Source organism: Parabacteroides sp. TM07-1AC, from assembly GCF_003480915.1.
GTDB lineage: Bacteria > Bacteroidota > Bacteroidia > Bacteroidales > Tannerellaceae > Parabacteroides > Parabacteroides chongii.
Map to the genome: position 1 here is coordinate 140,971 of NZ_QUKD01000012.1, position 15,787 is coordinate 156,757.

11 protein-coding genes and 1 pseudogene are annotated in these 15,787 nt (G+C 43.8%); 7 read left to right on the plus strand and 5 right to left on the minus strand.

Annotation, left to right across the window (positions count from 1 at the left end; translation table 11 throughout):
- Positions 1 to 11: 11 nt before the first annotated feature.
- From DXD68_RS20640 to DXD68_RS20660, 5 genes and pseudogenes are all read right to left on the minus strand, one after another.
- Positions 12 to 1,745, minus strand: coding sequence for a hypothetical protein (locus tag DXD68_RS20640; protein ID WP_122363440.1), 1,734 nt, complete (start codon positions 1,743 to 1,745; stop codon positions 12 to 14).
- The gene (locus DXD68_RS20645) at positions 1,729 to 2,991 is read right to left on the minus strand and encodes an MFS transporter (RefSeq protein ID WP_122363382.1); all 1,263 of its coding nucleotides are present in this window, start codon (positions 2,989 to 2,991) and stop codon (positions 1,729 to 1,731) included. The genes DXD68_RS20640 and DXD68_RS20645 overlap by 17 nt, the downstream gene beginning before the upstream one ends.
- A gap of 12 nt (positions 2,992 to 3,003) precedes the next feature.
- Complete coding sequence (locus DXD68_RS20650) at positions 3,004 to 4,047, minus strand: glycoside hydrolase family 130 protein (RefSeq protein ID WP_075555856.1); 1,044 nt, start codon at positions 4,045 to 4,047, stop codon at positions 3,004 to 3,006.
- A 375-nt stretch (positions 4,048 to 4,422) separates the two neighbouring features.
- Positions 4,423 to 5,687 (minus strand): annotated as a pseudogene (locus tag DXD68_RS24765) (LVIVD repeat-containing protein).
- A 221-nt stretch (positions 5,688 to 5,908) separates the two neighbouring features.
- Entirely contained in the window at positions 5,909 to 6,706 is a 798-nt protein-coding gene (locus tag DXD68_RS20660) for a M48 family metallopeptidase (protein ID WP_122363441.1), read from the minus strand.
- A 183-nt stretch (positions 6,707 to 6,889) separates the two neighbouring features.
- Here DXD68_RS20660 and argR point away from each other — a divergent pair, with 183 nt between their 5' ends.
- The 7 genes from argR to DXD68_RS20695 all read left to right on the plus strand — a co-directional run bounded on the left by argR (position 6,890) and on the right by DXD68_RS20695 (position 15,772).
- Complete coding sequence (argR, locus tag DXD68_RS20665) at positions 6,890 to 7,333, plus strand: arginine repressor (RefSeq protein ID WP_199715785.1); 444 nt, start codon at positions 6,890 to 6,892, stop codon at positions 7,331 to 7,333.
- A 65-nt stretch (positions 7,334 to 7,398) separates the two neighbouring features.
- Positions 7,399 to 7,992: a GNAT family N-acetyltransferase gene (locus DXD68_RS20670; protein WP_122352273.1), complete on the plus strand. Its 594-nt coding sequence runs from the start codon at positions 7,399 to 7,401 to the stop codon at positions 7,990 to 7,992.
- A 71-nt stretch (positions 7,993 to 8,063) separates the two neighbouring features.
- A complete protein-coding gene (locus tag DXD68_RS20675) occupies positions 8,064 to 9,263 on the plus strand; it encodes an argininosuccinate synthase (protein WP_007653701.1) in 1,200 nt (399 codons plus the stop codon).
- Positions 9,260 to 10,228 (plus strand): N-acetyl-gamma-glutamyl-phosphate reductase, encoded by a 969-nt coding sequence (argC, locus tag DXD68_RS20680; protein WP_122363384.1) that lies wholly within the window; start codon positions 9,260 to 9,262, stop codon positions 10,226 to 10,228. Before DXD68_RS20675 ends, argC begins: the two co-directional genes overlap by 4 nt.
- An 84-nt stretch (positions 10,229 to 10,312) precedes the next feature.
- The gene (locus DXD68_RS20685; RefSeq protein WP_122363385.1) at positions 10,313 to 11,440 is read left to right on the plus strand and encodes an aspartate aminotransferase family protein; all 1,128 of its coding nucleotides are present in this window, start codon (positions 10,313 to 10,315) and stop codon (positions 11,438 to 11,440) included.
- A gap of 133 nt (positions 11,441 to 11,573) precedes the next feature.
- Complete coding sequence (locus DXD68_RS20690) at positions 11,574 to 13,880, plus strand: S9 family peptidase (protein ID WP_122363386.1); 2,307 nt, start codon at positions 11,574 to 11,576, stop codon at positions 13,878 to 13,880.
- A gap of 35 nt (positions 13,881 to 13,915) precedes the next feature.
- Positions 13,916 to 15,772, plus strand: a complete 1,857-nt coding sequence (locus DXD68_RS20695) for a mechanosensitive ion channel family protein (protein ID WP_122363387.1) — start codon at positions 13,916 to 13,918, stop codon at positions 15,770 to 15,772.
- Positions 15,773 to 15,787: the final 15 nt, after the last annotated feature.

Genomic DNA, 15,787 nt, shown 5'->3' on the forward strand with positions numbered 1-15,787 from the left:
AATTAGTTAGATTAATTATATGAAATGATATTTTGTTTATTGGCAATAATCTTACCATCTGTTAAACTCAATGTTGTTCCCACCGGCAACTCCACGATAATCCTGGCCTCTTTGCCCGGAATGTCAAAAGAGCCTGTTGTCTTTATGTTTTTCGCTACGTATTCTTTTGCTACAATATCAAATAAATCACATGCTTGCGAAGACGTATAATGAATGGATTTAGACTCTCCATAAGGATTATAATAAAGATAGACCGGATAAGGCTTTTCTATATAGAAATCGGTTGCATTACAATCCAATTGCAGAATACCTTCTACATTCGTCGTATTGACAATAGCTCCAAGTATACCGACAGGGGAAGAACTGTACACACTGAACATGCTCTCCGTCGGATTACCTTCGATCCATTTAGGGCCATCGCCGATCGCAACTGGGCTCACACCTTTTAATTCTTCTTTCCCGTAATCATCCTCTTTACGCAACCCTTCATAGGATACATTATTGTTCGTTATATCCTTCAACTCAGGTGCCCACTGGTGCTTTTCATCGATATTGCCCGGATAGAACAAGCGACAGGCACTGGCATTATTCAACATCCATTTACCTATGGCCTTTGCAAACTGAGGCTGGTATTTCACCATCGGGATAAAAGGCCATGCCGGTTTGATACTATTCATAAAGAAGGCATACCCGCCTCTGTCGGTTATACTGCCTTGCAAACCGCTGACATCATAATCACCCCATTTTCCGACTATGATCCCCCAGCCGGTCCTGCCGGTCGGGCTTTGGCAACCGTCAAACACCCAATCCAGTAATCGGTGTACATCATAATTCGTTCCTTCGGTTGCATTCAAGCAGGCAGCCGTATAAGCCCCCAGAGGTAAAAGAGCCTCGTAAAAACGGCTCTCTTTCTGAGATAACAACGCTTCAACAGCACTTTTACAATGCTTCAAATAACGTGGATCTCCAAATTTATGATAAGCACACAACAATACATAGGCATGGCCACCGGCCGCATCCTGTTGTAACGGGATATTATTTACCATTCCTTTCATCTGTGCATAATCAAAATAGGAATAGTCATAGTTGCCATTTAAGACAGAGTCAGCCTTGACAAATTGTTCGGCAATGCTCCTTTGTATATCTTCTGCCCCCTCTACTCCCGGAAAAACATCACATACCGCATAATAAAGTGCATTGGGAAGAATATCATACCACCAGTCGCGACCATATCCTCCACCTAATAAGGCGACAGATGGGTTCGTATTATTCATAATTATATTCCAGCCATTATCCGAGTTGAAATAATTCTGTACCATTTTTACATAATTATATCCTCCCTGATTGGTTTTGTCGATGCCAACCAGGCCGGCACCCAAGATCGCAGCCAGAGAATTCAGGCTTTCATGGAACTCCCCGTTATTCGCATTTTTTCCCTGACGGATATCTTTTATGGCGGTATACAAGCCGAATGTCGTCTGGTCGATATTCCTACGACTATCATCCAGCCAGATCAGAGGACCGACCGCACTCTTATTATCCCAATCAAAAATAAATTGGTCATAACTTTTTGCTTTTTCCTTCCAGTCCAACATTTGATAACTCTCCGGCATGTCAGGCATAACCTCTACCCTGCCGATAGGAGTTTGTACAACCTTCTCTCCGAAAGCCTCTTCTTTTTCAGAACAAGAAGCCAGGAAACAACAGCAAATCAGTGTCCAGACACTTTTATTCATTACTTTCATGTTCAACAGCATTAGTTTGATTAGTTATATTTTTAGCTAACGGATACGCCAATAATTGCAATCCGGCAACGATTATCAGTGCATATTTCAATGCAAAATCCTGGGAGACGCAATAAGCCAGGAAAATAAACAATAACAATCCGAAGGCTCTTCCGAAGAATAGTCCGAATTCATGGCTCAAAATATAAGCATATTCATTGCGGTTTTCAATTTTAGCCACAGCATCGATAGTCTTCATCATAATCGGAAAGTAAGCCAGGTCAAACAGAGGCTGGAATATAACTTTACAGAGTACGAACAATATGACTCCCATTGCAGAAAAAAGTATACCGTTGCATAATGTCCCGACAACGAAAATGAGTAATCCCCCTACAAAGATCTTCAGACGGTCCTGCGGACGGGCTATACGTCCCAATACATAGACCAATATAGCCGTCAATGCACCGCTGACTCCTTGAATTAATCCCAACGCGCCTTCATTCCCAACCAGCTTCAGAACAAGGATGGCAGGTGCCGTAACCAGAAAACCTTGTACCATTCCTTTCAGTGCCGCCAACCAAAGCATCTTTCTCCAAAGAATATTAAAACGGAAATAAAGGAAATTTGTTTCTTTCGGCTTCTCAAATTTTCCTTTCCATAGTATCATACAGGCCAAAATGGTAATGAAAACCACTACGATCGTCACTACCCGGTAGGATGCATTGACATCAAATAAAAAGCCCAGAATTTCTTTTCCGCCGATCTGGCTGATAAAAGCCCCGATGATTAACGGGACACCGATAGATGTTATAGAGAAAAAGAATGACTCTAGTCCGAAGAAATAATTCCGGTTATCATCATTGGTATTATAAAGGGCTAGCAAATAGCGGTTAGTCCAGAAAAATCCGGAAGCTGCTCCCATAAAAAATCCAGCCAGTCCCAGCTCTATAAATCCAAGCGAACGAATGGCCATCATCCCGAACATGGAGATACCGCTGACAAGGATACCGACGGAATAAAGTGTCTTTATACTATATTTCTTCAATAGAAAACCGTTGACCAGAGAAGTTACAACAATACCGATATACATTGCCAGTTGATAGAAAGCAACCATTACCGGATCGCTGGTGTTCCTCATGATATATGCACCGACAAAAATCTCGACTACCGGTAAGACCAATGCATAAAGCATATTGGTCATCAACAGTGTCTGCATGTTAGGTGCCTGTTGCTTGAAGAACAGATATTCTTTTTTCAGTTTATTCATTTCAGGCCGGATTTATTTTAAAGTATTCAAGATATCCGTAATAGACAATTGTGCTTTACAAATCACTTCATCACTTGCTCCGTAATACATTATAATGGTATCTCCCTCAACCAGATGCCCATTGGTAAAAATCACATTTCCGAAAAATCCGGTTTGTTCATAAGTGGCAATAGGTTCCATTATAGGTTCTTCACTCCTGGCAATCACCTTGGAGGGATCATTCAGGTCGAGTAACAAAGCACCCAGGCAGTAACGATGATTAAAGTCTGCTCCATGATAAATCTCAAGCCAACCTCTTTCCGTCCTGATAGGAGCGGCACCGGCTCCCACGCGTGCACAATCCCATTTCCCGTCACGGGTCGTCGCTACGCATTTATGATTTCCCCAATGTAACCTGTCGGGAGACTCGGCCAGCCAGATATAATTGCCTCCGAGCTCAGGGCTGCTCGGACGGTGGAAAGCATAGTGTTTTCCATTGATTTTTTCTTCAAACAAAGCACAATCTTTATTATGAGGCGGGAATATCATTCCATACCGGGTATAATCTTTCCAGTCGGAAGTATGTATCAACCCCACACCTACAGCAACAGATGATACTTCTGTAAACGTAAGATAAAAACCGTCTTCCGTTGTCGCCACCCGACAATCCTCAATACCGAAAGCTTCCAGTTCACCTTTACCGAAAATGGCAGGATACCCCGGTTCATCTTTAAAATGAATTCCATCCGTACTTGAAACTAATCTCAGGTAAGACATCGTGGTCAGGTAGTTTTTTCCTTTATAACCTATTACCCGCGGATCTGAAGCATCCAGATCCGGATCATCCTTGGAGAAGGAAACCACTTCTATTTCCCCTTCCTTATTATATACAGGGAAACTTATAACTCCTTCTTTTTGTATAGGACGTTCGGCTACTCGCAGAAGCAGCCAGGTTTTTCCCTGATATTTGAAAACTCCGGGATTCAACAAACAAGTTATCTCCATTCCATTAATTCCCGCTTTTAAATCTTTCGGAGCAAGTAGCGGATTTTGCTCACATCTTTTAGCGATATCCATAATAATATAAATTAGTCAGATTTCTACGGCTAAAGTAGAGGACTAATATCCGGGAAGAGTCTACAATGTTCTCAAAGGGGTATATAGTGTTATAGAACATATTTGACAAAGGTATACAATTAAGGAATGGAGAAGAGAAAAACGTTCTTGTATGGTTTAGAAGGTATATTTTATTAAATCACTACAAAACAGATAGTTAACAAATAATCATAGTATATTATAGTTTCATAAACGTATAATATAGTCTCGTCCGGGCTTATAATTTAATAGCCACTTCATAGCTTATGTATAAAAAGAAAAAGAATAAGGTGAAAACAGAAAATCTTTTCTAATTTTCCGTTTTCACCTTATTTTGTAATTTGTATCAAGTCGTTATTACTTCTTCACCGCCAGCTTACTCAGCTGCTTGATCTCTTTCAGGTTCGAATAATCGTACTGATAGATACCGTCATCGGCAATCATCATTAATACGTTATCATGCGGGATCACATCATATCCTTCCATACCCGAGTAATGAGCCAGGCGGTTTGCCATCAGTGTCTGCGGATCGGAGGCATTATAGATCTTCAGGCCATCGTCGCAGAGGAAGAGTGTTCCGTTGTCGATACCGAGGCCTTTCGGTTTGGTCATGTATAAGAGACGATTGGCTGGGGATTCTTTACATCTTTTACATCCAGAATGATCAGTTCATTGAAATTCTGTCCGCAATTATTGCCGGCATGAACAGTCACATAAGCGATATCATCCTCGACAACTACCGGGTCGCAACCATATACATGCCACATCATCGACTGATATTCCGGTTTTAACGGATCGGCAACGGAATAGATCAGCATACCGGTAGGAGTTCCCATAAACATATAATCCTTATAACTGAAAATAGTCTCCACATTACCACCGAGATGCATATTATCAACAGCTTTTACAGGCTTATCTCCCGACAGGTCAAAGATGCTCATCTAGTTGTTTAACACTACATAAAGATAATTCTGATAGAAGCCAAAACGAGACATCGAACCGTTCACACTGGTTGAAACACCTGAATTACCACCAGACGAATTGACCATAGAGTCATAATATATTTCCTGATCCTTATAACGCTCGGTTGTATAACTCTCCTCTACCTGAGTCCATCCCACTACGATCTGTGAATTTGCGGCTGCCGTTTCACACATCGGATAATCGATCGTTCCTTCTTCAATAGGAGGAAATGCATAAGGAAATACATTTTCCAACCGGTTCTTTAATACCGGTAAGGCCGGATTAGAGATATCGAACCAAATCAGATCGACATACGAGTCGGCATACAACATATTATTACGGATAGCCACATCAGCGTTACCGATCAATTCAATGAAACCAACCGGAGAGGGTGATGACGGGTTACGGTTATCAATGATATGGATACCTTTTCCCGGCTCGGAAATATAAAGATAACCCTCATAAAAACAGATCTTACCCTGTTGAGTGATCTCTTCCGGCTGGGTTTTCACCTTCACGGAAGAACGAAAAGCATCCGCAGACATTAAAACCGGTTTATTCACTGTAAGGGTAATCGTTTCCTTCACTTTCATATCGTCGTTACATCCGTACAACATACAGATCACCGACATAAAAAACAGGTACATTAGTTTTTTCATCTTATACAAATTTTGTTGATTAATATTCTATATAATATATTATTAGGGTAACTATATACCATTTTACATTAAATACTCTAAAATAAAACCCTCAATACAGTAGTATTCTGAATTGAGGGTTACTTTTTAAACTTTGGATCTCTAGGATCTTTAGATGGGTCATACATTAGAGCCCTTTTTATTTTCTTTTGAAAATCGACCTTTTAAAACTTTAACAGATATTATCTGGTTTTATACTTGGTCTTGATCTCCGGCAGCGCCCGCTGTATCTCGGAGATACGGGTCGCATCACTCGGGTGAGTACTCATAAATTCCGGAGTCGCCCCACTCTTCCCGGCAGACATTTTTTGCCAGAAGTTTACAGCAACATCCGGATTATATCCTGCCATTGTCATAAATACCAGTCCCATATAATCCGCTTCCGATTCATGTTTGCGGGAGAAAGGTAACATAACACCATATTGTGCTCCCACTCCATACACCGTATTTGCCAGATTCTGAACCGCCGCACTTTTATTGCTTACCGCCTGTCCCAGGATAGCTGCGCCATACTGTGCCATCAGTTGCTGGCTCATTCGTTCGTTACTATGTTTTGCGACAGCGTGAGCCACCTCATGTCCCACTACAACTGCCAGTTCATCGTCCGACGAAACCAAAGACATCAGACCTTCATACACGACGATCTTTCCACCCGGCATACAAAAAGCATTGATCTGGTTGTCTTTTACCAAATTGAACTCCCATTGGAAATTCTTGATTTCGCTCTCCATCCCGTTGGCTTTCAGATAAGCCTCCGTAGCCGCAGCAATCTTTTTACCGACACGGGTCACCATTGCACTCTCGTTCTTGTCTGTCGATTTTGTGGCTGATTTCATATAATCGCTATATTGCGTTAAACTGGAAGTCAGCACCTCCTGATCGGAAACCAACAACACCTGTTTTCTTCCTGTCAAAGGAACGCTTCCGCAAGCACTCAGCATCAGAAGCATAACCATTAATAAACCTGTAATCTTTTTCATCTCTCTCATTTAGTTTTTACGAATACAAAATTATCATTTCTTTATAAGAATAGAACAAATCCAAAGGCATTTTTGCTCAATAGAGATATAAGACAAATAATTATACAAAAAAACAAGGCAACAATGTATATTTATTCAATTATTCGATTTATATTTGCATCCGTTTTGCATAAATATACAAACATGAGTACAAAGAAGGAACGATTGGACGCTATCTGCCGCATCATACAAACGAAGGTGATATGTAACCAGGAAGAGCTGCTGAAAGAATTGGAAGCCAGCGGATTTCAGGTTACACAAGCTACCTTGTCACGCGACATAAAGCAACTGAAAGTAGCCAAAGTACATGATGCGAACGGCGATTATGTATATTGTCTGCCAGATTATTCAGCTTTGATACAGCCGAACAAGGTGCAGACACAACATCATCCGAACATTGAATTTTCCGGAAACCTGGCAGTAGTCAAGACACGTCCGGGATATGCGATGGGGATTGCATCCGATATCGACACCCATGCTCCGCACGAGATACTGGGAACGATTGCCGGAGACGACACGATCCTGATCATTCCCCGCGAAGGGATCAGCAGGGACCGGATAGTAAAAGCATTATCACATTTTATATAAGGGCGATTAAGGGAGACAACAGTTCTTCCGTTTATAAACAAAAGAAGATTAAGAACAATCGTAAAATGAAACAAGAAACAGAAATCGATGTAATGATTGCTGACGCCTCTCACGAGATATACGTAGACAAGATATTGACTACCATTGAAGAGGCTGCCAAAGTACGCGGAACAGGTATCGCTAAGCGTACGCATGAATATGTAGCCCAGAAAATGAAAGAGGGGAAAGCAGTCATCGCACTGGCCGGAGATCAGTTTGCCGGTTTCAGCTATATCGAATCGTGGGGGAACAAACAGTATGTAACGACCTCCGGGTTAATTGTTCACCCGGATTTCCGAGGTTTGGGTATTGCCAAACGGATCAAGGATATGACGTTTCAACTGGCTCGCATGCGTTGGCCGAAAGCGAAGGTATTCAGTCTTACTTCGGGTGCAGCGGTGATGAAGATGAACACCGAACTAGGTTATGTACCTGTAACCTTTTCCGATCTGACCGACGACGAATCGTTCTGGCGCGGTTGCATCGGTTGCGTAAACCATGATATTCTGGAACGTACGAACCGGAAATATTGTATCTGTACAGCGATGTTGTTCGACCCGGCCGATCCGCATCGTGCCAAACGGGAAGCAGACGAAAGAGAAAAAAATAATAATAAATAAATCATACGGGGCTTTCCGGTAAGGGCGTTTCGCGAAACGCCCTTACCGGAACCCACAAAAACAAACAGACAATGAAAAAGAAAGTAGTAGTTGCATTCAGCGGAGGTTTGGATACCTCTTTCACAGTGATGTACCTTGCCAAAGAAAAAGGCTACGAAGTATATGCAGCTTGTGCCAACACTGGTGGATTCAGCGAAGAACAGTTGAAGCAGAACGAAGAAAATGCTTATAAACTGGGCGCTACCAAATATGTAACGATCGACGTTACAAAAGAATATTACGAAAAGAGCCTGAAATATATGGTATTCGGCAATGTATTGCGTAACGGTACCTATCCTATCTCCGTTAGCTCCGAACGTATCTTCCAGGCATTGGCTATTGCCCGTTATGCCAACGAGATCGGTGCCGACGCGATCGCCCACGGCTCAACCGGTGCAGGTAACGACCAGATTCGTTTCGACATGACTTTCCTGGTACTGGCCCCGAACGTGGAGATCATCACACTGACCCGCGACATGGCGCTGACCCGCGATTATGAAATCAACTACCTGAAAGAACACGGCTTCGTTGCCGATTTCACAAAACTGAAATATTCTTACAACGTCGGCCTGTGGGGAACTTCCATCTGTGGAGGCGAAATTCTGGATTCAGCTCAGGGATTACCGGAAAGTGCTTATCTGAAACAGGTGGAAAAGACCGGCAGTGAAGAATTACGCATCGAGTTCAAAAAGGGTGAAATTCATGCTGTGAACGGCGAAGTATTCGAAGATAAGATTGCCGCCATCCAAAAAGTTGAAGAGATCGGTGCTGCTTACGGTATCGGCCGCGATATGCACGTTGGTGATACAATTATCGGTATCAAGGGACGTGTCGGTTTTGAAGCTGCTGCTCCTATGCTGATCATCGGTGCACACCGCTTCCTTGAAAAATATACATTGAGCAAATGGCAGCAGTACTGGAAAGACCAGGTTGCGAACTGGTACGGCATGTTCCTGCACGAAAGCCAGTATCTGGAACCGGTTATGCGTGACATCGAAGCCATGTTGCAGGAATCACAGCGTAACGTAAACGGAACGGCTATCCTCGAACTCCGCCCGCTTTCTTTCTCAACCGTCGGTGTAGAATCGGAAGATGACCTGGTGAAAACTAAATTCGGTGAATACGGTGAAATGCAGAAAGGCTGGACGGCAGAAGATGCCAAAGGCTTTATCAAAGTAACTTCTACACCGTTACGTGTTTATTATAACAACCATAAGGACGAAGAAATATGATAAAGATCGGAATTATAGGTGGTGCGGGATATACGGCAGGCGAATTGATCCGCCTGCTGCTTAATCACCCGGACGCCGAGATTACATTTGTGAATAGTACCAGTAACGCCGGAAATTTGATCACTGACGTTCATAGCGGCCTGTTCGGCGAAACCGAAATGCGTTTTACCGACGAGTTGCCGTTGAACAGCATTGACCTTCTGTTCTTCTGCACCGCCCACGGCGACACGAAGAAGTTCATGGAAAGCCATACTGTACCCGAGAACGTGAAGATCATCGACCTCAGCATGGATTACCGTATCGAAAGCGACGAGCATGATTTCGTTTACGGTCTGCCGGAATTGAACCGACGACGTATCTGCAATTCCCGACACATTGCGAACCCCGGTTGTTTTGCCACCTGTATCCAGTTAGCCGTTTTGCCGCTGGCTAAACACCTGATGTTGAATTCAGAGCTGCATGTGAATGCGATCACCGGATCGACAGGAGCCGGTGTTAAGCCTTCGTCGACTTCTCATTTCAGCTGGCGAAACGATAACATTTCAATTTATAAACCGTTCACACACCAGCACCTGGCTGAGATTGGCCAGAGCCTGCGCCAGTTGCAGAATAGTTTCGAAAGTAATATCAACTTTATTCCGGTACGGGGCAATTTCTCACGCGGTATTTTTGCAACGACTTATGTCGACTGTAAAGTAGGATTGGATGAGATCCGCCGTATTTATGAAGAATATTATGACGATCATTCGTTCACTTTCATTACAGATAAGAATCCGGATCTGAAACAGGTAGTCAACACAAACAAATGTCTCCTGTATCTCCAAAAATATGATAACAAATTGCTGATCGTATCTATGATCGACAACTTGTTGAAAGGCGCCAGCGGACAAGCTGTGCATAATATGAATTTGCTGTTCGGTTTGGAAGAGACTGTAGGATTACATTTGAAGCCTTCGGCTTTTTAATTGATAATGGAAAATTGAAAATTGAAAATTATTTTCAGTTTCCTGTTTTCCATGTTACTAATTTTCAATTATCAATTTTCAATTATGAATTTATTCGACGTATACCCTTTATTTAATATAGAAATAGTAAAAGGCAAAGGATGCCATGTATGGGACAGCGAAGGTACAGAATACCTCGACCTGTATGGCGGCCATGCCGTTATCTCCGTCGGTCATAGCCATCCTACTTATGTAGCTGCTATCACCGATCAAGTGAACAAATTGGGATTTTATTCCAACTCCGTCATCAATAGCCTGCAACAAAAACTGGCTGACAAGTTGGGAAAAGCTTCCGGTTATGACGATTATTCCTTGTTCCTGATCAACTCCGGTGCCGAAGCAAACGAAAATGCGTTGAAACTGGCTTCCTTCCACAATGGGAAGAAACGGGTAATCGCTTTCAAGCACGCTTTCCACGGACGTACTTCTGCTGCCGTTCGCGTCACTGATAATCCGAAGATCATCGCTCCGGTCAACGAAGACCTGGCTGTTACTTACCTGCCGTTAAACGATGCGGTAGCTGTTGAAGCCGAATTGCAGAAAGGGGACGTTTCTTCCGTTATTATTGAAGGTATCCAGGGTGTCGGCGGTATCCAGCTTCCGACAGACGACTTCATGAAGGAATTGCGTGCTTTATGTACCAAATATGAAGCATGTTTGATCCTGGATGAAATCCAGTCCGGTTACGGTAGAAGCGGAAAGTTCTTTGCCCATCAATATGCTGGTATCCAGCCGGATTTGATTACGGTAGCCAAAGGGATCGGTAACGGTTTCCCGATGAGCGGTTTGCTGATCAGTCCGATGTTTAAACCTGTTTACGGCATGCTGGGAACGACTTTCGGAGGTAACCATCTGGCTTGTGCTGCTGCTATCGCTGTATTGGATATCATGGAAAACGAGAAGTTGGTTGACAATGCAGCCAAAGTCGGAGAATTCCTGATCGAAGAGTTACACAAACTGCCGGGAATCAAGGAAGTTCGTGGTCGCGGTCTGATGATCGGTATCGAGTTTGAAGAATCGATCAAAGAAGTACGTAGCCAGCTTCTTTTCGAAGAAAAAGTATTCACCGGGGTTGCCGGAACCAATACAATCCGCCTGCTTCCGCCGCTTTGCCTGACAATGGATGAAGCGAAAGAATTCCTTGCCCGTTTCAAAAAAGTACTGAATAAATAAATACTTAATTGCATCTTTATATAAGAAATCCACCTCCGGGCTCCCGGTCGGTGGATTTCTTTCGTTTATGTTTGACCATCTCATAAAACATTCCGTTCTTTGTAGGTATAAAACATTTAATAAACAAATATATATGAAACTTTATAAACTCATCTTTCCGGTAGCTTGTTTCCTGTTAGCCGGAAACATAAGCAACGCACAAATCATGCCTTGGGAAAACCGGACGGAAACAGACGAGTATTCATTTGCCTCCAATGAAAAGACAGAAATACGGGGCAAACTATACCTGGAAGATGTACTTACCGGACGTTTGATCCAAACCAAAGGGGTCGGAGCCATGAACTGGATGAAAGACGGAGAACGGTACAGTCGCCTGGAGCAAAATAAAAAAGACGGCGGCATGGATGTGGTAGCCTACCGGGCCAAAGATAATGCCCGTGAAGTGATTATCCCCTCCACCCTATTTATAGACCCATTAACCGGAAAACGTATTGGAATGGGTAGCCTCTCCTGGAGTAATAACAACGACAAGGTACTGATATTTAACAATACCCAACGGGTTTGGCGGTATAACACCCGTGGCGATTATTGGGTACTCGACCTCACCGATAAAAGCCTTCGCCAATTGGGTAAAGGACTGCCCGAATCGTCTATGATGTTCGCCAAGTTCTCCCCCGACGGAACTCGGGTAGCATACGTCTTTGAGAATAATATATATGTAGAAGACATCCATACCGGCAAAAGAACACAGTTAACCAGCGATGGAAGCCAAACAATCGTAAACGGCACGTTCGACTGGGTATATGAAGAAGAATTCAGCTGCCGCGACGGTTTCCGCTGGAGTCCGGACGGTAAGTACATAGCCTACTGGCAAAGCGACACGGAAGGGACAGGTGTATTCGATATTATCAATAATATAGACTCCATCTATCCAACCATCCAGCATTTTCCCTATCCGAAAGCCGGTACTGCCAATTCTGCCGTAAAAGTAGGATACATCCCGGCTGAAGGAGGAACAACTACCTGGATCGATATCCCTGGAGATCCCCGCAACAATTACATCCCCCGCATGGATTTTATCCCGGAAAGCAATGAACTGTTCATCCAGCAACTGAACCGGGAACAGAATACCAACAAAGTATGGATCGCCCGAATCGGCAGCGCCACACCGGAAAATATCTTTACCGACAAAGATGCCGCATGGCTGGATACGAACGACAACATCCTGTGGCTGAAGAATAACCAATTTTTCACCTGGGAAAGTGAACGCAGCGGATGGCGTCATTTATATCGCATTAGTCGTGACGGAAAAGAAATAGCACCCATTACCAAAGGTGATTTCGACTATATCCAGCCGGTTGGAACCGATCTTCAAAAGGGACTGGTTTATTTTATCGCTTCACCGGAAAACTATACCCAACGTTACCTGTACAGTGCTAACCTGTTCGGTAAAGGAGAAGTGAAACGTCTGAGTCCGGAAAGCCAGCCGGGACAACACCGCTATAACATGTCACCGACGGGAAAATGGGCGGTACACACCTACAGCAATTCAGTGACACCACCGATGATCGATATGGTATCATTCCCCAAAAACCAATCCGTCCGTATACTGGAAGACAATGCAAAGGCTAAAGAACAATATGAAGCTCTGGGATTGAATCCGAAAGAGTTTGTCAAAGTAAAATCAGGCGACCTGCTACTGGATGCCTGCATGATCAAACCTGTAGGTTTCGATCCGTCAAAGAAATATCCGGTAATCATCGAAGTCTATGGCGAACCGGCGGGATCGACCGTACAGGACGTATGGAACGGCGGTGACCTTTGGAATCAATATATGACCAACCTGGGATATATCTATGTCAGCATCGAAAACCGTGGAGCGAATGCACCACGCGGACGTGAATGGCGCAAATGTATCTATGGAGAAGTCGGCACATTCGCATCCGAAGACCAGGCACGCGGCATACAAGACCTGGGACGGCAATATTCGTTTATCGACCTGTCCCGCATCGGCATCAACGGATGGAGCGGCGGCGGCAGCCAGACCCTGAACTGCATGTTCCGTTATCCTGAAGTATTCCATACCGGTATTGCGATCGCAGCTGTTGCCGACCAACGTCTGTACGATACCGTTTATCAGGAACGTTACATGAACACGCCACAAAACAATCCGGAAGGCTATCGCAAAGGTTCGCCCATCACCTATGCCGATGGATTGAAAGGAAACTTACTGATGATACACGGCACCGGTGACGACAACGTACATTACCAAGCCTGCGAAATGGTAGTGAACGAACTGGTCAAACACGGGAAGATATTCAGCCAGATCAGCTATCCGATGCGTAGCCACGGTATCTACGAACGCGAAGGTACGACACTGCATCTGCGGAAAAGTATGGCTGATTACTGGTTAAAACATTTGCCCGCCGGAGGTAAATAAAATACAATTAATTAAAAGTAGAGAGTAAAAGCGCTATGAAACGTTTGGTGTTATGTTTTGCCGCCCTTGCGGTTATATTCCTTATGCCGGGTCGGGCTGCATCCCAGATCAGAGAAAAGGCCGAAGGATTACTGAATGCTGTTATTGCAGAGAATAAGACAGATGAGATCCCAGCCGATTCTTTATCTATCCTGGCAGAAATGCATCGCAAGGATTCTATCAGGATGCAGGAGCTGGAACTTCAGTTACAGGAGATGAAGCTGAATGAAATCATGCTCCGCTCCGAACGGGATGATGCGTTATACAAACATATCACAACCGATTCGCTGAAAAAAGAAGAGCAACGCCGCAGTATCGATTCACTGAGGACACTGACACCCGGCGTTCCTCTTATTATCGACGGTGATACACTTCTTACTTTCTATGCCAAAAGAGGGGGTGTATCCGCCTATGACCGGGCAGAGAATGCCGTCAATATGATCCTGAAGATCGGCAAAGACCTCAGCCTGAAAAACGACTCCGTATATTTGTTCAGAAGCGAATACCAAACGGATATCATGTATGGGGAAAAGGTGATACTAAGTGTCACTGACCAGGATGCTCTTTGGCTGAACACGGAAAGGGATGAACTAGCCAAAACATACCGGTTTGTCGTCAGTGATAAAATACAGTCACTGAAAAAAGAACATGGTATTCTCCAGGTTACCAAACGAGTTGCCTTGTTTATCCTGGTACTGGTTGTCCAGTATCTCCTGTTCAAGCTGACCAACTATCTGTTCAGAAAACTACGCCGTCGTATCATCTGGCTGAAACAGAACAAACTCAAGTCCATCACCATACGGGATTACGAATTTCTGAATACCCACCGGCAAGGGAGGATACTTATATTCCTGAACAACATCCTTCGTTATATAGTATTGCTGATACAGCTCATGTTCAGTGTCCCGATGCTGTTTGCCATATTCCCGCAAACAGAGAATCTGGCAATGAGATTATTCACTTATATTATCGAACCGATCAAAATGGTTCTCAAATCCGTAGTTGAATATATTCCTAATCTGTTCATCATCATTGTCATTTATTACTGCGTAAAATATATCATTAAGGGTATTCAGTATATAGCGAATGAGATCGAAAGCGAGAAACTGAAAATCACCGGATTCTATCCGGACTGGGCACAGCCCTCTTTCAATATTATACGTTTCCTGCTGTATGCGTTTATGATCGCCATGATCTATCCCTATCTGCCGGGGTCTGACTCAGGCGTATTCCAGGGTATTTCAGTTTTTGTCGGACTGATCGTTTCTTTGGGATCAAGTACGGTTATCGGAAATATCATCGCAGGTCTGGTCATTACTTATATGCGTCCGTTCAAACTGGGTGACCGCATCAAGTTAAACGAGACAACAGGGAATGTGATTGAAAAAACACCGTTCGTCACCCGTATCCGCACACCGAAGAATGAAGTGGTTACCATTCCGAACTCATTCATCATGTCGTCACATACAGTCAATTACAGCGCGTCCGCCCGTCAGTTCGGCCTGATCATTCACTCGACCGTCAGTATCGGATATGATGTTCCCTGGCGCCAGGTCCACCAATTACTGATCGATGCGGCACGTTCCACTCCGGGTGTTATGCCACACCCGAAACCTTTCGTTCTGGAAACGGAATTGCAGGACTATTATCCCTGCTACCAAATAAATGCCTATATAAAGGAAGCTGATCAATTATCGCAGATATATTCCGATCTGCATCAGAACATACAGGATATATTCAATGAAGCGGGCATAGAGATCATGTCGCCTCATTATTATGCAGAACGTGACGGAAGTGCCATCACGATTCCTTCTGAGTATCAGAAGAAGCCGGACAGCCCGGATAAAAAATAAGAAACAGCCTGTCAT